Source organism: Streptomyces pseudoechinosporeus (genome assembly GCF_054783935.1).
Window position 1 is genome coordinate 41806 of record NZ_BAAGPS010000061.1, and the last position, 21556, is coordinate 63361.

Consider the following 21556-nt stretch of genomic DNA (forward strand, 5'->3'; position numbering starts at 1 on the left):
CAATCAGTGGAATGACCAGCGGCTCACCGGTTTCCTGCAGCCCGAAGAAGCTCGCTCACCTTACAACCGGGCGAGGTTCCCGCACTGGCGGAGTGTCGGTCCGCCCCCCGGACAGACTGGCCCGAACTGCACCGCCGACAAATGGACCAAGATCCGTGACATGTCCGCCGGCGGCCTCGTCAACGGCTGCGAGGTAACCAACGGCCAATGGCTGTCGATCTACGACAACGTGACCGTCACCAACCCGGACATCGACCACATCGTGCCTCTGAGCGAGGCATGGGAATCCGGTGCCGACGACTGGACCGACGAGGACCGGGCGGTGTTCGCCAACGACGTGGTCGTCAACCTTGTCGCCGTCTCGGCGAGCAGCAACCGCTCCAAGGGCGACAAGGATCCCGCGGAATGGATGCCGGCGAACAAGCCCTGCGAGTACCTGACCTGGTGGGTCGAGGTGAAGGTCAAGTACGGGCTGACCTTTGACATCGACGAATACAACGCGGTGACCAACGGCCTCCGCAACTGCTGACCGCCGGTATCCGCCGCTGCCGGGGACGGCGAGGGCCATGGGCCGCGCACCGTCCCCGGCAGCGTTCCGGACGGCGGCCCGCTCTTCATGAAGATCACCGGCGGCTGGTCCGGCCCGGCTCGTCCGCCACAGCCCATCCAGGTGAGGGCGACAGGCCGCGTGGTTCCCCGTCTCCATCGGCGGCCGACCGAGCCTCGCGACGGTATCTCCACATCCCCCATCAGCACCGGCATGCCCGCACATGCGGCGATGCCCGCGCGCGTCGTTCGGCCTCACCCGCAGGACGCCGCAGCGCCGTCTCTCCTTCCCCCCTGTCCACCACAGGACACCCTGCCCACCGAAAAGGACGTACCCCCGTGTTCTCTCAGCCCAGCAGCGGCCGCCGAGCCCGTCGCAACACCCGCAGAAAGACCATGGCCTGGCTGGCAGGCCTGGCCGCCGTAGCCGCCGCGGCAATCGTGCCACTGACCGCCGACGCCGCCACGGACGGGCAGGACTACGTCGCCCTCGGCGACTCCTACTCGGCCGGCACCGGCGCCTCACCGTACCTGTCCAACCTCAGCACGATCCCTCCGGTCAACGGCCTGCGAATAATCGAGCCGACCCCCTTCGTCAACCACAGCAACACCTGCCAGCGCAGCGTGGACGCATACCCCGCCGTCTTCGCCAAGGAGTTCGGCGGGCCGGACGGTTTCCTCGGCAGCTTCACGTTCGCCGCGTGCGCCGGGGCGGTCACCGGCGACGTCGTGGAACGGCAGGTGGAGGCGCTCAACGCCGAGACGGACCTCGTGTCGCTCACCATCGGCGGCAACGACATCCAGTTCGCCGACGCGATGGAAACATGCGTCAAGAACTTTGACATTACCGGCGCCTGTCAGAGCGCCCTGAACAGGTCCCTGGGGTCCATGCGCAGCCAACTGCCGGCGACGCTGGACCGCACCTACCGGACGATCCACGAAAAAGCGCCCAACGCCCGCATCGTCGTCCTCGGATATCCGAAGTTGTTCGATGAGGCAGGCACGTGCACCGTCCTCGAGAAGGTCTTCAACCCCAGCGCGACCGTGCGCAAGGAGATGAACGAAGCCTCCGTGGAGCTGAACCAGACGATCCATGCGGCGGTGGCCGACGTCGGGGGGACCGCGGGGAGGAAGATCCAGTTCGCGGAGATCCAGGAGTTCTTCGACGGCCGCGGCATCTGCTCTGCGGATCCCTTCCTGACCGAGCCGGTCACCGTCGGGGTCAGCGCGCTCGCCGACTCCTACCACCCCAACAAAAAGGGCCACGAGGCGTACTTCTCGCGCCTCGGCTTCGCCGTCGGCGCCTGATCTCTCTTCGCTGCCTCACCGGGACCGGCCTGACGCTCGCATCCGGCTGATCCCGCACGACATCACGAATCCAAGCCCAGCAGGACTTCGCCCGCGCCGCGAGGCGCAGCGCGATCTCCGGTGCCGGTCCGCAGTTCGTTGCCGGGGACGCGGCCCTCGAACCGCAGCGAGGGCGACAGTGCCCCGGCTTCTGGCTGCCCATCAACCACGCTTCCCGCGGCCTGCGTCAGAATGTGAGATGGACCAGGGGAAAGGTTGCGCGGGCTCTGGACGTCCCCTGTTGAACCGCGGCCGGTACGGCCGGCCGACTGGGCTCTTGCCCCGGCCGGCCGGCCGTACCGGCCCCGCTGATGAAAGGATCACGGGCATGCCCATCGTGCGCAGGCTGGACTTCCTGCCTACTCCCGCTGCGGTCAGCGAACCGTGCACGAAGCTCGGCGGCCAGCCGGTCTGGCTCGACACACCCCAGTGGCCGCTCTCGGCCCGGTCGGGTGCCGCCATGCGGTTCCTTGCCCAATTCCGCATCGACCAGGCGACCGGGGCCGGTGCGACGACGATGGCCTACCTGTTCATGGCCGATGACCCCGACCGCACCTGGGAACCGGAGGGCGGGGAGAACGCGCTGCTCATCCAGCCGGGCGGACGGCTCCCTGGTTTCCTGCAGATTTGCCGGGCGGCGACGGGGCCTGCCTTGGACGGGGAGTTCATCGCCGGTCCCCCGGCCGGGACAACCGATGAGAACCTCCACCAGTTCCTCGGTGGGCCGGGCGTGGCACCCAGGTGGCTGCAGGGCGACGAGAGACCCGGGCCCGGCTGGTGGCTCCTCGCACAGCTCGACAGCGGGAGCGGGGCCCAGCCGGTGCGTCAGTTGTCCTTCGGCGGCGACGGGGTCGGGTACGCCTTTGTATCCCCCGACGGGCGCGAAGGCAGATTCCTGTGGCAGTGCACCTGACACCTGTCAATCCTCTCTGATGGCCACAGGCTGGGTCCGGACGATCACGAACAGATCCGGCGTACGCCCGAGGAATTGTGTCTTCCAGGCAGGTCTGTCTGGTGCGGCGGTGACTGGAAGGAGACGAGATGAGTCGCGGCTCGACGCATCAGGGCGGTCGGCAGCAGGCGTCCAGGGCCATCCGCCACTTCTCCGGTGCCCGACGTCATCGGACCACCCCGGTCCGGCGCCGGCGCCCGGCATCGCCGGCCCATTCCCTGGACAGGAACAGCCGCCAGTGCAACGGGATTGATGCGGCGTCGGCGACCGCGTGCACGCTGACAGCGACCTGGCAGTTGGCCTGCTTGCCCAAAGCACCGCAGTACTGCTGCGCGACCCCGACCGACATCCGGCCGTCCCTGGGGAACGACACGTCATCGACCGCCCAGGCATCCGGGCCGATCAGCGGCACCATCCGCTCCGCGATCCGCCGCCGCACCGGCACCGGATCCCACGTCGACTGGTTCACGGACTGCTGCAGGTTCTGCTCATTGCCATCCAGCAACCGCTCCGCCACCGCCTGGATGGACTTCCGGCGGCCGTCCAGCATCAGTCCTCGTAAATAGGGCCAACATCGCCCGCACACGGTTCACTTCATGTGCGTCCGTCCACCAACATGCTCTTGATCAGGGCCAACGAAAAGACCTGACGGAGTCAGTCCTCCTAGTTCCCGTCGTCCGGCAGGACCGCGTCGAGCTGACCGCGTGCGCTGATGCCGAGCTTCATGAAGACCTTGCGCAGGTGGTACTGCACCGTACGCGCGCTGATGAACAACCGCGCACCGATCTCCGTGTTCGACAGGCCCGCACGGGCGAGCCGGGCGATCTGGGCCTCCTGCGGCGTGAGTTCTTTCCTGGTGTCGTCGGTGCGCTTGCGAGCGGTCGCCCCGGTGGCGAGCAACTCGCGTCGTGCGCGGTCGGCATAGGCATCGGCGCCCATCGTCGCCAGCATGTCGTGGGCGGTGGACAGCTGCTCCCGCGCATCGGCCCGCCGCTTCTCGCGGCGCAGCCATTCGCCGTACAGCAGGTGCGCTCGGGCGAGTTCCACTCGGACGCGGGTACGGCCGAGGCGCTCGATCGACTCCTGGTAGAAGCCCTCGGCGTCGCTCCCGTGCGCGAGGAAGGCGCGCAGCCGGGCCTCGATCCCGAGCGACCAGTCCGTGGGCACCGTACGTGTGCGCTCGGACAGCCACTCGAGTACGTCTTCGACGGTCCCCCGGTCACCGGTGCGGGCCGCCGCCTCCGCCAGCTCGGGCACGGCGAAGGGGCCCAGGCCGCAGTCGTCGCGCTCGAGCACCTCCCGGGCGGCGACGAGCGCCTCATCGTGACGGCCGAGGCCGTTGTGGAGCACCGCGCTCATACAGCCCGCGTACGGTATGACCGCGCCGCTCTCCTGCCCGAGCGCCGCCCGCCGGCTCGCCTCGGCCAGCTCCCGCACCCGTGCCTCCTGCCCGCGCCACGCCACCAGCATCATCTCGGGAAACGGGAAGTACGGGTTGCCCGTCACCTCGGTGAGGATGCGGTACTCCGTGATCAGCTCCGCCGCGCCCGCGAACTCCCCGGCGAGAATCCGCCCAAGGCCCAGGACGTTGAGTGCGACCCGCAACTGCCCCATCGCACCCGTCCCGCGAGCGACCCGGGCCTGGCGCGTGGCGATCGTGAACGACGCCTCCGCGTCCCACAGTTCCATGGCGAGGACGACCGCCGCCCTGCCCCCCACGAGCCGGCTCGAGTCGCCGCCCGGTCCGCTGATCATGCGCAGTGCCTCGGCGAGCATCGGCCCCGCGACCGCGTACCCCTTCGTGGCCCGCGTCACCCACGCGTCGAGCAACACGTCGACCGCGCGCCGCGGTTCGGGAGCGGCAGGCGCGTTGCGCGCGGCTTCCGCGACCGCAGAGAAGCTGGTCGAGCCGTCCACAGCGGCGCCCAGCACAGCCGCCACGAGCGCCTCCAGGTAGATCTCGCGCGTCAGGGCGGGAGCGAGCGGTTCCATACGCCGGGCCGCGCCGAGGAGGATCCGGACCGCCTCGGGAATGCGCTGTTGCTCCAGCGCGATCCCGCCGCGCAGGTGCTCCGCCTCGGCCGTCCGCAGGGCGTCTGCCGGACCCGCCTCGGCCGCCTCCAGCAGCCTCAGCGCCTCGTCGAGGGCGTCGGCGTCGAGCTTGGCGCAGGCCGCCGTGAGCATGCGCTGCGCGCGGCGCGCGGGATCCGGTGTCAGGATCGCGGCGCGTTCGAGGAACGCCGCCGTCGCGGTGAGGCCACCGCGTGCCAGCGCGCGGTCGGCGGAGCGCTCGAGTTCCTCGGCGACGTCCTCGTCGGGCCCCGTCGCGGCCAGGGCACGATGCCAGGCGCGGCGGTCGGGATCCTGTTCCGGATCGGTGGCCTCGGCCAGTGCCCGGTGTGCCTCCCGGATGTCCTGCGGTGCCGAGGAGTTCATCAGCGCCGAGCGGACCAGCGGGTGCCGGAACCGTACATTGGGGCGGACCTCGATCAGGCCGGTCTCCATCGTGGCGGCTCTGGCCTCGCACGTGATGCCGAGCAGCGCAGCCGCCCGGGTCAGCAGCGTCAGATCGCCGACGGGGTCGACGGCCGCGAGGAGCAGCAGGCGCCGGGGCCCGGCCGGGAGCGCGTGGAGCCGGCGCCGGAAGCTCTCCTCGATCTTCTTCGACAGGGGCCGGGCACCGCGCCGTATTCCCAAGCCGCCGGCGATCTCCGCCGGCGACATCCCGCGCAGCAGCTCCAGCAGGGCCAGCGGATTGCCGCGGGTCTCGCTGATGACCTGGTCGCGGATCCGTTCGTCCAGCGGTCCGGTACCCACCGAGTCGAGCAGCGTACGGGCTTCCTCGTCCTCCAGGCCCTCGACGACGAGTTGCGGCAGATCCGCGAGGTCCCGGCTCGGCCGCCGGGTGGCGAAGACGAGTCCGACCGACTCCCTCTCCAGGCGGCGGGCGACGAACGCGAGCACCTGCGCCGAGGCGCGATCGAGCCACTGCTCGTCGTCGATGACGCAGATCAGCGGCTGCTCCTCGGCGACATCGGCAAGCAGGCCCAGGACGGCCAGGCCTCCGAAGAACCGATTCGGTGCCTTCCCCGGGCTGATACCGAAGAACGTGCGCAGGGCGTCGCGCTGCGGGGCCGGCAGGCGGTCCAGCCGGTCCAGCATGGGCGCCAGCAACTGGTGCAGCGCGGCGAACGGCAGATCCATCTCCGCCTGGACACCGGTGGCGCGCAAGATACGGACACCCGATGTTTCGTCGACCAGCCAGTCCAGCAGCGCCGTCTTGCCGACGCCCGCCTCACCACTGACGACGAGTGCCCGGCTCTCCCCCGCACGAACGGCGCCGACGAGCGCACCGAGTACCTCACGCTCACGGCATCGGCCGATCAGCCGCGTACCAATGCCGCCCACAGCCGGACGGAAGTCCCCCGAAGATGTTGACGCGTCTCCCATGCGACTCAACAATACCTTGGGCCAAGGCTGTTGCCGGATACCCTTCCATCCCTCATGACCAGGTATGACTTGTCCAGGACAGCCACGACAGGACGCTCGCGCGGGCACCAGCCGACGCCGGGTGTGTGGCACGACGCAGCAACTCCGCGCGTCGGGGAGAGACTTTGCCATACATCCGACCTGTATCGGCGTCAGGAACCCGCGAGAGACTCAACACACAGGCTCTGGTCGACATGGTGGGGGCTGCACGTACCCCTGGAGCTTCAAGGCGCTCTGGTAGGCGGAGTTGTGGGCCGACGTGTGCAGCCGGCGTTCGTGCCCTGGGCGGCGTCGACCGCGCCGCAGCACCAGGTAGTGACCAGCCGGAGTTGGAGGCCTTCACGCCCCGCAAGCCAGCCCGCTGGGCCGAGCTACAGACAACCCGGCCCTCCCGATCACGCGGTGAGCCGGTAGCGGTGGTGCCGTGGATATCCGCCGCCGGGAGACGGCCGGCACCACCGCATGCGAAGGAGGCGGGTCGATCACAGCCCGATGTCGGCCAGCCACTGGCTCGTGGTCCGGGGGGTGACGCCCAGCAGCTTCTGGGCGGAGGTCTCCGGCGCGATCGAGCGGCCCGGCATGGTGCTCATCGCCTGGTAGACCCCCGCGACATCAGCAGCCGCGGCCTCCCCGATCAGGGGCGCGATCGAGGTACGCATCTCCCCTGGGGTGATCGGCTCGAAGACCACGTCCCGCCCGAGCCGGGCGCCGAACGCCTCGGCCAGGTCCGGCCCCGTGATCGCCGGGTACTGTCCGACGGAGACCACGCCGGTGACGTCCGTGCGCTCGAACAGGGCGACGGCGACATCGGCGATGTCGAGGTGGGACGCCCAGGAGACGGGAAAGTCGGCCCGGATCGCGTAGGGCAGCACACCGCGCTCACGGACCGAATCGATGACGTACGGCATGAGCAGGTTCTCCAGGTACAGCTCGGGCGCGATCACCGCATGGGACACGCCGCTGTCGGCCAGGCCGGCAGCCAGCGTCGCGGCGGCTCCGCCGACGGCGGGATCGACCGGGAAACCGCTGGTGGAGAACACCACGCGGGCCGGCCGCGCCTCGCGGACGGCGGCGAGGATGTTGCCCGCGAAGATCTGGCGGTTCTCTTCCGAGGTCACCGGCAGGTGGACGAACACCCCTGCGGCACCACGGTAGGCGCCGGTCAGGTCGGCGGCGGAGGAGTAGGCGGCGGCCACCACGCGTGCGCCGTCCACGACGGCGTGCTCGTTGCGGGTCACAGCGGTTACGGACTTGCCGGTGGCGGCGAGAGCGGAGACGACGGGGGCACCTTGGGCGCCGGTGGCGCCATGGATCACGTAGGTCATGGCGCTATTAGTGCACACGATGCACCAGTTACATCAACTGCACTAATGGGCTACGCTCTAAAAATGTCCAACCCCTGCCTGCCCGAGTGCGGTGTCGCCCGGTTCCTCGCCCTGCTCAACGGGCCCTGGGCCACCCTGATCGTGCGCGAGCTCCTGCGCGGCCCCCACCGCTTCACCGAGCTGCGCGACGCTCTGCCCGGCATCAGCCCCCACACTCTGACGAGTCGGCTGCGCCAGTTCGAGGCCCACGGCATCGTCACCCGCACCACCTACGCGGAGATCCCCCCGCGCGTCGAATACCAGCTCACCCCTCTCGGCGAGGGGCTGCGCGACGTCCTGGACGCCATGGCCGCCTGGGCCACAGCGGTCCCCGACCCCGAGCCCGACATCACCGCCTGACCCTCCGGCGGTGCGACGCGCTCACGCAGAGCGCGCCAGCCGCCGCCGCAACGCGTCGTTGTCGTCATGGAGGACGACCTCGTCGAAGAGTTCGGGTTGAGGGGCGAAGCAGTACGCACAGCCCAGCACACAGCCGGTGCAGCATGCTTGTTGACACTTCATCGATCATCTGGCCAGGATGATGCGTCACCGAGTCACGCGCCTCCTTCTACCGCGAGGGTTCCCATGACTGCACCAGCCACCTCGCCCCGGGCAGGAACGGAACCGAACCCGTCCGAGCCCCCGTTGTTGAGCCCTCGCGAACGCACCGTCGTCTTCGTCACCATCGCCGCGGGCATGCTGCTGGCCTCCCTCGACCAGACGATCGTCGGCACCGCACTGCCGACGATCGTCGCGGATCTCGGCGGCGGTTCACACATGTCCTGGGTGGTGACCTCCTACCTCCTGGCGCAGACCGTCTCGACGGTGCTGGTCGGCAAGTTCGGCGACATGTACGGACGCAAGACCGTCTTCGCCACGTCGACGATCATCTTCATCACGGGCTCGTTCTTCTGCGGTCTCTCCAACGGGATGACGATGCTGATCGCGTCTCGGGCGGTCCAGGGAATCGGCGCGGGCGGCCTCATGGTCACCGCGACGGCGCTCATCGCGGACGTGATCCCGTTGCGCGAGCGCGGCAGGTACCAGGGCGCGATGGGCGCTGTGTTCGGCGCCTCTACCGTTCTGGGCCCACTGCTCGGCGGCTTCTTCACCGACTACGTCTCCTGGCGCTGGTGCTTCTACGTCAACGTGCCGATCGCCTTCGTCGTCGTCATCCTGACGATGAAGAACATTCCGCAGGTCAAGGCGGTCGTGAAACCGATCGTCGACTACTTGGGGATTGCGACGGTCTCGATCGGCGCGAGCTCACTGATCCTGGCGACCAGTTGGGGCGGCAGCGAGTATGCCTGGTCCTCCCCGATGATCATTGGCCTGTTCGCGGTCGGCGTGCTGGCCATGGTGCTGTTCTGCCTGGTGGAGATCAGGGCCCCGGAGCCCATGCTTCCGATGCGTCTGTTCAAGAACTCCGTCTTCGCGGTCTGCGCGGTCCTGTCCTTCGTCGTGGGCTTCGCGATGCTGGGTGCGATGACGTACCTGCCGCCGTTTCTGCAGTACGTGGACGGTGAGGACGCGACGTTCTCCGGGGTGCGCACACTGCCGATGGTGATCGGCCTGATCAGTACGTCGATGTACAGCGGCAATGTGGTCAGCAAGACCGGCAGGTACCGCGTGTTCCCGATCGTGGGCGCGCTCGTGACTGCGCTGGGGCTGTACCTGCTGTCGTTGATGGACCGGTCGACCTCCACCTGGCTGGAGTCGCTGTTCATGCTGGTACTCGGTGCCGGTCTCGGTCTGAGCATGCAGATCCTGACGATCGTCGTGCAGAACACCGTCGACTACAAGGACCTCGGCACCGCCACGTCGGGTGTGACCTTCCTGCGCACACTGGGCAGTTCCTTCGGCACCGCGGTCTTCGGCACCATCTACGCCAACTCCCTCGAGTCGGATCTCGCGCACGGCATCCGCGAGGGAGCCGCGACCGGCACGGTGCCTGCAGAGCAGCTCGCCCGAGCGGCGCAGTCCCCGCAGGCCCTCCACCAACTCCCGGATGCCGCAGCCATCCCGGTCATCGACGCCTACGCGCACTCGATGAGCGGGGTCTTCCTGTGGACCGTGCCCGTCGCCCTGATCGGGTTCGTCGTGGCGCTCTTCCTACGCCAGGTCACGCTGCGCGACAGTGCCCGGACGGCCTCCACCGACCTCGACAGCGGCTTCGGAGCCCCCGTCGACGGTGTCCGCATCACCCTGGAACGGCGGATCTCCGCCCTGCTGCCGAAGCCGGGCGCCATGGCGTACGCGGACGTCCTGGCTCTGACAGGTTCCCGGCTCGACCCGGGCCGTGCATGGACCATCATGCAGGTCGCCCTGTGGACGAGGCTGTTCGGCTACGCCAAGCTGAGCCAGATCGCCTCCCGGCATCTCGTGCCCGAACAGGTTTTGCGACCGGCCTTCGACGAAGCGATTCGCTTGGGCGACCTCAGCCGAGAAGCGGACTTCTACTCGCTCACGGCTCAGGGCCAGGAGCACGCCCACGCCATCGCCCAGGGCTGGGAGAACTGGCTCGCGGACCAGATCGAACGCGATCAGGGCCGCCCAAGCACCCCTGAGCTGCGCGCGGCTCTCGACTCGATCGCCAAGCGGTTGCTCGCCGAAGACCTCGCTGCTGGAATCGCACACGCGCAGGGCGGGGGTGGCCGCGACAAGCTGGCCACGACGGCGGCCTGAAGTCCCAGGTCATGGCGCCCTGGCGTCACGAGTACGACGTCCTGCGCCTCGTCGCGGCCGGATGCCCCCGGTCCCGCTCGGCGGCCTGCGGGAGTATCCGGTTGTCCGCGAGCTCCTGGGCGAGAGTGTCGTGCAGGTCCCGGATGATCCGGGGCCCTTCGGCGAGTCTGCCGGCCTTCCGCTGCTCCCGCGCCACTTGTCGGGGGTGCGACGGACGGGTCCTTGGCTCCGGGCCGCGCGCCGTGGGTGTGGAGAGCCGCCAGGTGTTCATCAGTCGGTGACGCCGCCGTAGGCGATGACCTTGGTGGGATGCAGGCGGACGACGAGTTCGCCGGGGACGGCGTTGCGCTTGCCGAACTCCTCGGCCTTGTCCGCGCCCATGTACCGGGCTCCGGCCCGGGTGGCGACGTCGAGGAGTTCGTCGAGGTCCTCGCTGAGCGTCACCTCGCCGCGCGCCTCGACGTAAGCGAAGGGCGGAGCGTCGTCGGCCACGCAGAGGGAGGCACGGGGGTTGCGGCGCAGGTTGCGGGCCTTGGCCGTGGCACCGCCCGTGGTGAAGAGGAAGGTCTCGCCGTCGAAGACGTACCAGACGGGGGTGATGTTCGGGGTGCCGTCGGCCCCGACGGTGGCGAACCGGCCGGTGGGCGCGCCGCGGGTGACGAAAGCGTGCCATTCCTCGGTCGACATGCTGTGCATGGGCGGTCCTTGTCCGTGGTCGGTTGGTTGATTGGTTGGTGGTCATCCGGGACGGCGGTTGCGCGGAACCGTCTCCAGGACGAGGTGGTAGGAGTGGTCGACGAGTTCGGCGACCAGCTCGGCGGTGACGCCCCGGCCGGCTCCTACGGAGATCCAGTGCCGCTTGTCGAGGTAGCGGCCCGAGGTGATCGACGGGTACTGGCCTTGCAGCAGCCGCCCGTGCTCCGGTTCCGCCTTGAGAGTGACGATGAGTTCGTCCGGGTCGTCCGTGACGATCAGGAAGACCTTGCCCGCCACCTTGTAGACGTCCAGCTGATCGGTGAACGGGCGCCCGTGGCTGACTCCCGGGAGCGCGAGTGCCGTGTCGCGCGCGGTGTCCTGGAGCTTCTCGCCGCTGAAGGGCATGAGGCGGGTCAGGCGAGGCGGCCGTAGGTGTGCGGATCGACGGGCTGCTGGGACTTGGGCAGCCGGCCGACGACGAGACGGTAGGAGTCGGTCACCAGCTCCCTCACGAGCTTCTCGTCGAGGGTGTTTCCGCCCTCCAGCGTGATCCAGTGCTTCTTGTTCATGTGGTAGCCGGGGGTGATGTCCGCGTACTGCTCGCGCAGGGCCGCGGCGTCGTCAGGATCCGCTTTCAGAATCACGACGGGGTGTCCCGGTACGTCGGTCATGAGCATGAACACCTTGTCGCGCACCTTGTAGACCTCCCACTCGGGGCCGAACGGGTGCTCCAGGCCGGCCCCGGGCAGTCCTTCGGCGCAGTCGGCCCCGGTCTTCTGCAGTGTTTCTCCGTCCAAGGTCGTCCACTCCTCGATTCCTGTCCGTGCCCCGACCGGCAGGCCAGAGCACGAGGTGCCGTTCCGGCATGATCAACACGTGCGGCGGCACCGGCAACACGACGACGGCGGCGAGCCCCGCGCTCACCATCCTTTCCCCGCGGACGACGATCCGGTCGGTAAACTGCGGACACATGATGGTCGACAGGCGACACCTGCCGCGGTCAGAGCGGGGTTACTCCGCCCTCTTCGTCTCGCGGCCCGACTCCGCCGCACGCGCAGAGCCCGAGTCCGTCCCGCTGTACGGCTTCCAGCCTCCGATCGGCACCCCGTACGGCCTGGAAGTGACCACCGTCGAGGACTTCCACGCCGACCACGACGACTGGCCGTGGAATCCGCCCCGTCCAGGCCGGGCCACCTTCCACTACCTGATCCTCGTCACGGAGGGTGAACTGCGGCACGATGTCGATCACGTCACGCGCACCGTCGCTCCCGGCCAGTGGCTGTGGGTGCGCCCCGGGCACGTGCAGTGCTGGCACGACCCCAGCACCGCCCGCGGCCCCTTCATCCTGTTCGAGCCGGAGGCGCTCCGGCCCGACATCGCCCGCCAGCTGGCTCCCCTCACCTCGCACGACGCCCCCGCCGTGCTGACCCCGCATCCCGACGACGCCTCCTGGCTGGAGCAGACCGCGTTCCAACTCCTCGACGAACACCGTGCGTTGGGACGTCGCCCGCTCGCGGCCCATCACGCCCTGCGGTGCAGCCTCCTCGAAGCCCTGCTGCTACGCCTCGCCAACTCACCGGACGTCACAGGAGCTCCGGCCACCGCCGGAACCGCTTCTTCGGCGGTCTACGAACGATTCCTGGACGCCTTGGAGCTGCACTACCGCGAGCTGCACCGCGTCGACGACTACGCCCGGCTGCTCGGCTGTTCCGTACGAACCCTCAGCCGCACCACCCAGGCCGCCGCCGGCACCGGAGCACGACAGGTCATCGACCAGCGCCGCCTGCTCGAAGCGCGCCGCCTCCTCGGCCACGCCCGATGGACCGCCCGCGCGGTCGCCGACCACCTCGGCTTCACCGACACAGCCAACTTCGGCCGCTTCTTCCGGCACCACACCGGCCTCACACCCGCCGCCTACGCGGCTCGTCAGGCCACCCCCGGTCCCTGAAACTCCCCCACCGGTGGATATCCCAAAACCTCGCGCCACGTCTCATGAGGATTCCACTTCAGGCCCTCGACAGAGGCTCCCTAGAGTCACAGGCATGGACAAACCGAGCGTCATCATCACTGGGGCAGGCTCCGGCATCGGGCGGGGTATCGCCCGCGCTTTCGTCGACGCGGGATACGAGGTCTTCGCGAGTGACATCTCCCAGGAACGCCTGGAGGAGACGAAGGCCGAGCTGTCCTCCCCCTCGTCGCTCCACCTGCGGGTCGTCGACGTAAGCAGTTACGAGAGCGTCGGCGCGCTCGTCGACGAAGTGGTCGAGGCCACCGGTTCCCTGGACGTCATGGTCAACAGCGCGGGCGTCTTCGACGGGTACGCCGACGTGCTCGAGACGACCCCGGAGCTGTGGCACAAGGTCATCACGGTCAACCTCACCGGCACGTTCAACGGCTGCCGTGCCGCCGCGAAGGCCATGATCGGCCAGAAGTCCGGCCGGATCATCTCCATCGGTTCCGTCGCGGGTCAGCGCGGCGCCGCCGACGGTCTCGCCTACGTCACTTCCAAGGCCGGTATCGAGGGCCTCCACCGCCGCCTCGCGATCGACGTGGGTCCACACAACGTCACGGCGAACGTCGTCGCTCCGGGTGTCATCCGCACCAACTTGCGCGCGACCTCGGAAGAGATCCTGGGTGACCTCGTGTCCACCCAGAACCGTGGGATCGGGGTGTCGCCCGAGATCATGGACTTCCTCATCCCCGCGGCCCGCTCCGCCGACCCCGGCGAAGTCGCCTCGGTCGTGCTGTTCCTGGCCTCCGAGGGGGCGTCCTACGTCAATGGCCAGGTGATCCGCGTCGACGGCGGGTGGAGCGCCACCTGAGGCCGCCCGCGCGCCCAGAGACGTACATGTCAAAGCAATCGGGCAGCCACTGCCCACCGATCGAGCTGAAAGGTCCTACCCGTGATACAGACGGCACTCACCGAGACTCTCGGCATCGCCCACCCCATCTGCTCGGCGGGGATGGCGCGCGTGGCCCAGGCGGAACTGGTGGTGGCGGTGAGCAACGCCGGAGGCATGGGGTGTCTCGGAGGTGCCGGCTTCATGCCTGACACACTGCGGGACCAGATCGAGACGATCAAGAAGGGGACCGACAAGCCGTTCGCGGTCAATCTGCTGCTGCCGGACGCCCTGACCACCGAGGACCAGCAGCAGTGGGCGCCCGTGCGCGAACTGTGGGACTCGCTCGACGACCAGGAGCGCACCAAGCTGGCGGGCATCGAAGCCCTGCTGACACCGGGCGCCGTGGCCGATCAGGTGCAGATCGTGCTGGACGCGGCTCCGGCGGCGGTGGTGCTGACCTTCGCCACGCCCGACTGGTTCATCCGGGAGTGCAAGGACCGGGGCATTGCGGTCTTCGCCCTGGTCGGCTCGGTGGGCAAGGCGCGTGAGGCGAGCGCCGCCGGTGTCGACTTCATCGTCGCCCAGGGCACGGAGGCGGGCGGCCATACCGGGTACGCGTCGACCATGACCCTCGTCCCGGCCGTGATCGACGAGGTGGACCAGCCCGTCCTGGCGGCGGGCGGCATCGCGGACGGCCGGGGCCTCGCCGCGGCACTGGCGCTGGGCGCGGCCGGCGCCTGGGTGGGCACCCGGTTCATCGCGAGTCCGGAAGCCTTCGGGCACAGCGCGTTCAAGCAGCGCGTCGTCGACGGCACGTTCAAGGACACGACGATCACCCACTCCTACAGCGGCAAGCGGATGCGCGCCTTCACCAACCAGTGGACGAGCGAGTGGGAAGCCTCCGGAACGCAGGCTTCCGGTTTCCCCGGCCAGTACGCCGTCGCGGGATCGCGTGTGGAGACGGGATACCAGGACGGCGACCTGGACTTCGGCATGATGCCGGCCGGCCAGACCATCCAGCTGGTGCACGAGATCGCTCCCGCGGGACAGATCGTCGAGCAGATGGCCGCACAGGCGGAAGCCATCCTCAAGCAGATCGCCCCGCAGGACTGACGTACTCACTCGGCTGGGGAGGGCTCGCGGCGTCACCGCCGCGTCGAGTCCAACGCGACGTTCCATTCGCGCACGTCCACCTTCGCGTCACCGGAGCGGACGATCGGACTGTCGCGATAGAGGTCCTGTGCTGCTTCGAGCGAGTCACCACGCAGAATGGCCAGCCCGCCACGGCCGTCGCTGAACGGGCCGGACATCACGAGGGTGCCTTGCTCGAAGAGCTCGGCCAGGAAGGCCTGTTGGGCCTCACTCACCTCGGGGCCCGGTGGGCCTGCGAGGATGCGCAGTGCCCGTTCGTCCACGGCAAGTGGACCGACGACAGCGAGACGCCGCCCTCCGTGGCCGAGAACGACGGGTACTTCAACCATCGCGTCATGATGCAGGTACTCGCCGAGATCTACGACCCGGGTGCGGCGCACATCGACGAGGCGACGTGCTGGCCCTCCCGGGCCACGACCGCCGACCTGGAGGGACTTCCGCCCCACATGATCTCGGTCAACGAGGTCGACCCGCTGCGCGACGAGGGACTCGACTACTACCGCAAGCTGCTGGCGGCGGGCGTCCAGACGAGCGCCTGGATGAATCCGGGCCTGTCCCACGAGGGCGAGATCCTCTTCCGCGCGACCATGCCCGACGTCTACGCCGCGAAGGTCCGCAGCGTCAGCGGCTTCGCTCATGCCCTGGAGCCCCATTCCCTGGGGCGGCGAGCAGGTCGTTGATGGCGGACGTGGTCTGCTCGTCGTACGGCACCCACAGCTGAAGCCAGTGATTGGCCTCTCCGACCAGGAGCACCTCGATCGTGAAGCGCAGGATCCCGGCCACCGGGTGCAGGAGACGCCGGCTGCCCGGTTGCCGGAACGCGACCGGGTGGGCGGCCCATCTCCGCGCGAACTCGGGCACCGCGTCCAGGTCCTCGACCAGGTCACGGAACTCGGCGTCAAAGCTAACCCGACCCGAGTTGACGCGTCAACCAGCGGGTGGCGGTGTCGTGGCGAGGGCACGGACCGCCGTCGAGTGGTCCACGAGTCCGAGCAGTCGGCCGGAGGCCGAGTGGACAATCACCGGGTTTCCCGTCGCGACGAGCTTCTCCATCACGGCGCCCAGCTTCTCGTCCTCGCTCACCGTCGCGAACTCGCCGGTAAGGAGGTCCTCCGTCCTCCGCCCCTCCTTCTGGGCCCTGAGCAACTGGAGCTCCGTGACGACGCTCGGCGTTGCGCCGTCCTCGCCCCGCACGATCGCGGCCCCTCCCCCGGCGTCGGCCAGCCTCGCGAGGCCGGTCTCCGGGGTATCGGCCCCGGAGAGAGTGACGGTTTCACGCACGATCGTTCCGGCGCGCACCACCTTGGCTCGCGGTGCCTCGACCGCGAAGCGGCGGACGTAGTCGTCGGCCGGGCGCAGCACGATGTCCTCCGGGGTCCCCACCTGGACGAACTTTCCGTCACGCATGATCGCGATCCGGTCGCCGACCTTGAGCGCTTCGGCGAGGTCATGCGTGATGAAGATCGAACTCTGGCGCACGACGTCGGCGAGCCTCAGCAACTCGTCCTGGAGGTCGCCGCGGATGAGAGGGTCGAGAGCGCTGAAAGGTTCGTCGAGGAGCAGGAGACGGGGACGTACGGCCAGGGCGCGTGCGAGTCCGACGCGCTGTCGCATGCCACCGCTGAGCTCATGCGGGTACTTGTGCTCGACGCCCTTGAGTCCCACCAGCTCGATCATCTCCTGAGCCCTCGCGTCGCGGTCGCTCCTGGGGACACCGCTGACTTCGAGCCCGTAGGCGACGTTGTGCAGGACGCGTCGGTGCGGCAGCAGTCCGAAGTGCTGGAAGACCATCGCCCAGTGCTTGCGCCGCATCTCGCTGAGCTGGGACTGGGACATCGACACGACGTCGACGCCGTCCACCTCCACTTCTCCGGCGGTGGGCTCCAGGAGCCTGTTGAGACATCGGACGAGCGTCGACTTGCCGCTGCCGGACAGGCCCATCACCACGAAGGTTTCGCCGGGCCGTACGTCGAAGGAGACGTCCCGGACCGCCACGGTGTGCCCCCCGTCCGACTGGGCCTTGCCCGACTCGGTCTCCTCGAAGTGGCGTCGAGGGTGGGGGCCGTAGATCTTCCAGAGATGTCGGACGCTGAGGGCGGCGCCGCCGACCGGAGCCTCCGTCGCGAGTGCGGATACGGCAGTCATGATCCCGCCTTTCCAGGGCTGACCGAGGTGTGGGTGAGGGTGGTGAGCATGCGGGCGGACCCGTCGAAGAGCCGGTCGATGATCACGCCCAGCAGGAACATCGCCAGGCCGGCCTCGACGCCCCGGGCCAGGTCGACCCTTTCGACCGAGGAGAGGATGTCCTGTCCGAGACCGGGCGCGCCGATCATCGCGCTGACGACCGCCATGGCCAGGGCCATCAGAACCGCCTGGTTCAGGCCCACCATGATGGTTTGCAGGCCCAGGGGGATACGAACCTGCCGCAGGACCTGACCGGGCGTGGCACCGAAGGTGACGGCGGCCTCCACGACCTCCGGGTCCGCTCCCCGCAGAGCGGCGTTGGTGAACCGGATCACCGGCGGGACCGCGGCCAGGACGGTCGCCAGAACGGCGGCGACCTCGCCGCTTCCGAAGATCATGACGGAGGGGATGACGAGCAGGTACACCGGCAGCGTCTGCATCACGTCCAGAACCGGGCGCATCACGGCTGCGACCGCGTTGCTCGCGCTCATCAGGACACCCACCGGGAATCCGATCAGAACGGCCAGCGCGATGGCGGTACTCACCACCGCCAACGTCTCGACCGTGGACCCCCACATTCCCAGGCACCCGATGGCGACGACACCGAGGCCGATGACGACGCCCTTGGCCTTTCCTGCGACGACCACGCCGAGGACGGCCGAGCAGAGCGCGACGACGGGCCACGGTATGGAGGCGAAGAAGTCGCCGAGCCGGTTGAGGCCGAACTGCTGGATCGCCGAGCCGATCGCGTCGAGGCCGGGGCCCCACGTCGTGGTCACCCAGATCACGGCATCGCCCACGGGCTCCCGCAGCCGCACCGGTGTGCCCCACGGAGGCTCCGCGAAGTTCTGCCACGAGCCGCGGAAGATCTGCGAGGCGACCACGACGGCCAGGAACACCGAGAAGGTGATCGTCCCCGCGAGCGACGGCTTCCGAAGGAAGCGACCCACTGGGCGTTGCTGCGGTCCGTCCGACGCCTCCACGCGCTTCGTCGTGCCGGGACCGCTGCGCGGCGAGGAGGCCCGGTCGATCAGGATCGCGACGAGCACCAGGGCGATCCCGCCCTGCAGGGCGTCGCCGAACTCCAGTCGCCTCAGGGCGCTCCACACCGGCGCGCCCAGGCCGGCGGCGCCGATCATCGCCGCCATCGTGGCCATCCCGATCGCGTACATGATGGTCTGGTTCAGACCCGCACGGATGCTCGGCGCCGCCATGGGGATCCGCACCCCGAAAAGGAGCTGCCGGCGACTCGCGCCGGAAGCCGCCGCGGCTTCGAGCACGTCGGGGGAGACATCCCGGAGCCCGACGCTGGTCATGCGCGCGATCGGCGGCATGGCCCAGATCACCGTGACGATCAACGCCGGGGTGTTCCCCATGCCGAACAGGAACACGACCGGCACGAGGTAGGCGAAGGCCGGAAACGCCTGGAGGGCGTCCAGCAGCATCCGCACGACGGCGTGGGCCCTCGGGTGCGTCGCGGCGGCAAGTCCCAGTCCGACGCCTACGACGGCGCTGACGACGACCGCCACGAGCATGAACGCGACCGTCTCGACCGTCGGCTCCCACAGCCCGGTGAGAACCACCCATGCGAACATCACCGCGGCGAGCAGCCCCAGCCGGACGCCCTTGAAATAGCCGACGAGGAGGACCACGGCCGCCGCGAGCACGGGCGGGGAAATCACCTCCAGCCAGGCGACGAGCCAGTCGAACGACGCGTCCAACGCGGTGGCGATCGGCTCGTACAGCCAGGTCCCGCTCTCCGCGAAGGCGTTGAACGCGTCCTCCACCTCCCGCCCGACCGGGACCCTGAGCCCCGCCGGGAAGGCCACCGGGGCCGAGACGGCCCCGGTGACGATCACGACGGCGACAAGAACCGGCACCATGTGCCAGGGACGCCAGGTGAAACCACGGCCGAGACGGCGACGAGGCTCACGCGGTGCCGGTCCCGGCCTGCCGGGCTCGTCCGGACGCCTGCTCTTCGCCGCTGTGACCGTGCTTGCGGCCGGGCCGGTACGAGGCACCGTCTCGGCCGGGGATCCGCTGGTCAGATCCATGCGGTCCACACCTCGCGGTTCTCCTTCACCCAGTTCTTGGCGGCGTCCTCGATCGACATTCCGTCGTTCACGACCAGCGACTGCATCGCACTCAGCTGCTTGTCGTCGAGCTCGTAGTTCTGCAGGATCTTCCAGACCGTCGGGTGCTTGGACTCCAGGCCGGCCGAGGCGGTCCGGTAGATCACGGTCTCCGGCCACTGGCACGCGTGCGTGGTCTTCCAGCACTTGTCGCTGTAGGGCGGGAACTCCACACGCGTCAGGTCGTACTTGTGCGTCAGGTAGTTGGGACGCCACATCAGCCCCAGCCACGGCTCGCCCCGCTCATAGGCCTTGGAAAGCTCGGCGAAGAGCGCCGCCTCGGAGCCGGCGAACGTCATCTTGTAGTCGAGCTTCAGGTTGTCGATGCGGTCCTGGTCGCCGTAGGCGGGTGCCCAGGACTCCGCCCCGGTCATGTACTGGCCCTTGGGCGTGGTCCGGGACGTCTTGAAGACGTCCACGCACTTGTTGAGGGCCTTCCAGTCCGGGAGTTCCGGGCAAGCGGGCTTGATGCCCCGCTTGGCGTCCCCCTTGATGACGTAGGTGGGCACGTACCAGCCCTCTTCGCCCTTGTAGTCCGTCGTGCCGACGTCGACGACGCACTTCTCCTTCACGACGTACTTCTGCCACCCGTCCTCGAACTGCCACCGCCACCAGTCCATGGACACGAGGTCGTCCGCCTTGCACATCGCCGCCGCGGCCTCGGCCGGTCCGCTCTGAACGGTTTCGGCCTCCCCACCGAGCTCGGTGACGATCTCTTTCATCAAGTAGGCCTGGAGGGAGTTCTCCATGTACTGACCGTCGTGGAACCTGACCAGGCCTTCCTTCTTGAGGGCCGCGGTGACCTCGGGATCGACGTCTGCCTCCGAGCCGGAGGAGGTCGCTTCCTGCGGTGCGCACGCGGTGGCGAGCAGCATGGCGCAGACACCGGCGGCCGCCCCGGCGAGCAGGCGCCTGCCGTGACGCACCTGAAGGCCCGTCCCGCCGTCGGTTTCGCTCGACTTCTTGAGTCCGACAACCCTTGCTCTGCGCTGCATGGTCTGCTCCTGCCATGGTGCGGCGATGTCCCGAGCGGCGACGGGCTTCGTCGTTCAGTCGGCCGGGGATTTCATCGCGGGCGTGGTGACGCAAATGAGATCGACATCACTCGGTGAGTTGCGCACAGTTAAGAGCCGACGGCGACCACGAACCATTGGAAGCATTACGAAAATCCGGCGTGATCCTTGGTCGTCAGACCCCGTGGCGAGACCACCGAGTTCCGCCTGCAAGGCAGAGGGGCAGTGACCGAAGCGTCCTGCGCATGCAGCCCGCACCGTCATCTGCGCTTTTCGACAAATCGATGAACAGCGAAGGGAGGTTCGCTGCATTTCACGGTATCTGCTCGGATTCCCGCCTTCCAGCATGGGGCGCACCGCTTCGACGGGCCGAGGAGCCGCAGACTGGAGGTCGACGATGACGCCATGCAGTGACGGCGAATCCGGGAGCGGCTCGTGAACTCGCCGGCCACGGTCGCACCCCGGCCCACCCTCCCCCGAGCGCATCGCGCGCGTCGAGACACGGTCGACTCCGGTCAGTGTTTCGCTGAGCTCGCGAATGCGTCTGGTGATGGCCCGATGGCAGCAAGGCCCTCCAGTACGGAGAAGGCAAGACCGCCAGGGGGCCCGTCAACCTCATCCGGGGTTCGGTGACTCTGGGGCGGCGGGACGGCGAGCCGTTCATCCACTGTCACGCGGCATGGGTCGATGCGAAGGGTGTGGTGCAGGCAGGCCACGTCCTCCTCCCTGACACCGTGATCGGGCCCGTCCCGGTGCACGCGATCGTGTACCCGCTGCCCGGCGTGCACTATCACAGCGCCGATGACCCCGAGACTCGTATGCCGGTGTTCACGCCGCAGCCCAGCGGCGTCCCGACTCCGGCCGAGGGCCGGCGCGTGGTCGTCGCCCGTGTGCTGCCCGGGATGAACCTGCGGGAGGCGGCGGAGCGCATCTGTGCGGACGCCGGGTTCCGCCGCGGCATCGTGCGCGTGGCCCTCGGCAGCATCGTCGGCCCGACGTTCGTACGAGACGGCGGCGCGGAGACCCTCCCCGGCGTCCGCGGCGAGATCGTCTCGGTCATGGGGTCGGTCGGGCCGGACTCCGAACCGGACTCGCCGCTGCACATACTCGTCGGCGACGTCTCCGGTGCCGTACACGGAGGGATCATCGACCC

19 protein-coding genes and 3 pseudogenes are annotated in these 21556 nt (G+C 68.9%); 10 read left to right on the forward strand and 12 right to left on the reverse strand.

Going from position 1 to position 21556, the window contains the following annotated elements:
- Positions 1 to 160 precede the first annotated feature (160 nt).
- The 3 genes from ACYVO6_RS39220 (at position 161) to ACYVO6_RS39230 (ending at position 2806) form a co-directional block, all read left to right on the forward strand.
- Complete coding sequence (locus tag ACYVO6_RS39220) at positions 161 to 529, forward strand: HNH endonuclease family protein (RefSeq protein ID WP_461069957.1); 369 nt, start codon at positions 161 to 163, stop codon at positions 527 to 529.
- A 356-nt stretch (positions 530 to 885) separates the two neighbouring features.
- Positions 886 to 1854 (forward strand): SGNH/GDSL hydrolase family protein, encoded by a 969-nt coding sequence (locus ACYVO6_RS39225; protein WP_461069959.1) that lies wholly within the window; start codon positions 886 to 888, stop codon positions 1852 to 1854.
- Positions 1855 to 2221: 367 nt separating this feature from the next.
- Positions 2222 to 2806, forward strand: coding sequence for a YwqG family protein (locus ACYVO6_RS39230; protein WP_461069961.1), 585 nt, complete (start codon positions 2222 to 2224; stop codon positions 2804 to 2806).
- 169 nt (positions 2807 to 2975) lie between these two features.
- Here the strand turns inward: ACYVO6_RS39230 and ACYVO6_RS39235 are convergent.
- The 3 genes and pseudogenes from ACYVO6_RS39235 to ACYVO6_RS39245 form a co-directional block, all read right to left on the reverse strand.
- Positions 2976 to 3420 (reverse strand): annotated as a pseudogene (locus tag ACYVO6_RS39235) (IS701 family transposase); the annotation flags it as partial.
- A gap of 88 nt (positions 3421 to 3508) precedes the next feature.
- Positions 3509 to 6295: an ATP-binding protein gene (locus tag ACYVO6_RS39240; protein ID WP_461069963.1), complete on the reverse strand. Its 2787-nt coding sequence runs from the start codon at positions 6293 to 6295 to the stop codon at positions 3509 to 3511.
- Between the two features lie 521 nt (positions 6296 to 6816).
- Positions 6817 to 7659, reverse strand: coding sequence for an SDR family oxidoreductase (locus ACYVO6_RS39245; RefSeq protein WP_461069965.1), 843 nt, complete (start codon positions 7657 to 7659; stop codon positions 6817 to 6819).
- Between the two features lie 63 nt (positions 7660 to 7722).
- On the opposite strand from ACYVO6_RS39245, the gene ACYVO6_RS39250 reads away from it, so the two are divergent.
- Both ACYVO6_RS39250 and ACYVO6_RS39255 read left to right on the forward strand, forming a co-directional pair.
- A complete protein-coding gene (locus tag ACYVO6_RS39250; RefSeq protein ID WP_461069967.1) occupies positions 7723 to 8058 on the forward strand; it encodes a winged helix-turn-helix transcriptional regulator in 336 nt (111 codons plus the stop codon).
- A gap of 225 nt (positions 8059 to 8283) precedes the next feature.
- Positions 8284 to 10383 (forward strand): MDR family MFS transporter, encoded by a 2100-nt coding sequence (locus ACYVO6_RS39255; protein ID WP_461069969.1) that lies wholly within the window; start codon positions 8284 to 8286, stop codon positions 10381 to 10383.
- Positions 10384 to 10408: 25 nt separating this feature from the next.
- Here ACYVO6_RS39255 and ACYVO6_RS39260 read toward each other — a convergent pair whose 3' ends face one another.
- The 4 genes from ACYVO6_RS39260 to ACYVO6_RS39275 form a co-directional block, all read right to left on the reverse strand.
- Positions 10409 to 10579, reverse strand: a complete 171-nt coding sequence (locus tag ACYVO6_RS39260) for a hypothetical protein (protein WP_461069971.1) — start codon at positions 10577 to 10579, stop codon at positions 10409 to 10411.
- A gap of 74 nt (positions 10580 to 10653) precedes the next feature.
- Positions 10654 to 11079, reverse strand: a complete 426-nt coding sequence (locus ACYVO6_RS39265; RefSeq protein WP_461069973.1) for a PPOX class F420-dependent oxidoreductase — start codon at positions 11077 to 11079, stop codon at positions 10654 to 10656.
- Between the two features lie 42 nt (positions 11080 to 11121).
- Positions 11122 to 11484: an MmcQ/YjbR family DNA-binding protein gene (locus ACYVO6_RS39270; protein WP_461069975.1), complete on the reverse strand. Its 363-nt coding sequence runs from the start codon at positions 11482 to 11484 to the stop codon at positions 11122 to 11124.
- A gap of 8 nt (positions 11485 to 11492) precedes the next feature.
- On the reverse strand, positions 11493 to 11876 hold the full coding sequence (locus tag ACYVO6_RS39275) for an MmcQ/YjbR family DNA-binding protein (protein WP_461069977.1): 384 nt from the start codon (positions 11874 to 11876) through the stop codon (positions 11493 to 11495).
- Between the two features lie 323 nt (positions 11877 to 12199).
- On the opposite strand from ACYVO6_RS39275, the gene ACYVO6_RS39280 reads away from it, so the two are divergent.
- The 3 genes from ACYVO6_RS39280 (at position 12200) to ACYVO6_RS39290 (ending at position 15035) form a co-directional block, all read left to right on the forward strand.
- Positions 12200 to 13027 (forward strand): helix-turn-helix domain-containing protein, encoded by an 828-nt coding sequence (locus tag ACYVO6_RS39280; RefSeq protein WP_461070119.1) that lies wholly within the window; start codon positions 12200 to 12202, stop codon positions 13025 to 13027.
- Between the two features lie 94 nt (positions 13028 to 13121).
- Entirely contained in the window at positions 13122 to 13901 is a 780-nt protein-coding gene (locus ACYVO6_RS39285; protein ID WP_461069979.1) for an SDR family NAD(P)-dependent oxidoreductase, read from the forward strand.
- 81 nt (positions 13902 to 13982) lie between these two features.
- Complete coding sequence (locus ACYVO6_RS39290) at positions 13983 to 15035, forward strand: NAD(P)H-dependent flavin oxidoreductase (RefSeq protein ID WP_461069981.1); 1053 nt, start codon at positions 13983 to 13985, stop codon at positions 15033 to 15035.
- A 32-nt stretch (positions 15036 to 15067) separates the two neighbouring features.
- On the opposite strand, the gene ACYVO6_RS39295 is transcribed toward ACYVO6_RS39290, so the two are convergent.
- The gene (locus tag ACYVO6_RS39295) at positions 15068 to 15403 is read right to left on the reverse strand and encodes a YciI family protein (protein WP_461069983.1); all 336 of its coding nucleotides are present in this window, start codon (positions 15401 to 15403) and stop codon (positions 15068 to 15070) included.
- On the opposite strand from ACYVO6_RS39295, the gene ACYVO6_RS39300 reads away from it, so the two are divergent.
- Entirely contained in the window at positions 15374 to 15754 is a 381-nt protein-coding gene (locus ACYVO6_RS39300; protein WP_461069989.1) for an alpha/beta hydrolase fold domain-containing protein, read from the forward strand. The two genes, ACYVO6_RS39295 and ACYVO6_RS39300, sit on opposite strands and share 30 nt — an antisense overlap.
- On the opposite strand, the pseudogene ACYVO6_RS39305 reads toward ACYVO6_RS39300, so the two are convergent.
- The 4 genes and pseudogenes from ACYVO6_RS39305 to ACYVO6_RS39320 form a co-directional block, all read right to left on the reverse strand.
- Positions 15696 to 15989: pseudogene (locus ACYVO6_RS39305) on the reverse strand (MmyB family transcriptional regulator); the annotation flags it as partial. The gene ACYVO6_RS39300 and the pseudogene ACYVO6_RS39305 overlap by 59 nt on opposite strands.
- A 12-nt stretch (positions 15990 to 16001) precedes the next feature.
- Positions 16002 to 17219: a quaternary amine ABC transporter ATP-binding protein gene (locus tag ACYVO6_RS39310; RefSeq protein ID WP_461069991.1), complete on the reverse strand. Its 1218-nt coding sequence runs from the start codon at positions 17217 to 17219 to the stop codon at positions 16002 to 16004.
- Positions 17216 to 19312 carry an ABC transporter permease gene (locus ACYVO6_RS39315; RefSeq protein ID WP_461069993.1) on the reverse strand — a complete coding sequence of 699 codons (2097 nt, stop codon included), beginning with the start codon at positions 19310 to 19312 and terminating at the stop codon, positions 17216 to 17218. The genes ACYVO6_RS39310 and ACYVO6_RS39315 overlap by 4 nt, the downstream gene beginning before the upstream one ends.
- A complete protein-coding gene (locus tag ACYVO6_RS39320; protein ID WP_461069995.1) occupies positions 19303 to 20385 on the reverse strand; it encodes a glycine betaine ABC transporter substrate-binding protein in 1083 nt (360 codons plus the stop codon). Before ACYVO6_RS39320 ends, ACYVO6_RS39315 begins: the two co-directional genes overlap by 10 nt.
- Positions 20386 to 21305: 920 nt before the next feature.
- On the opposite strand from ACYVO6_RS39320, the pseudogene ACYVO6_RS39325 reads away from it, so the two are divergent.
- Positions 21306 to 21533, forward strand: a pseudogene (locus tag ACYVO6_RS39325) (PPC domain-containing DNA-binding protein); the annotation flags it as partial.
- Between the last annotated feature and the right edge of the window lie 23 nt (positions 21534 to 21556).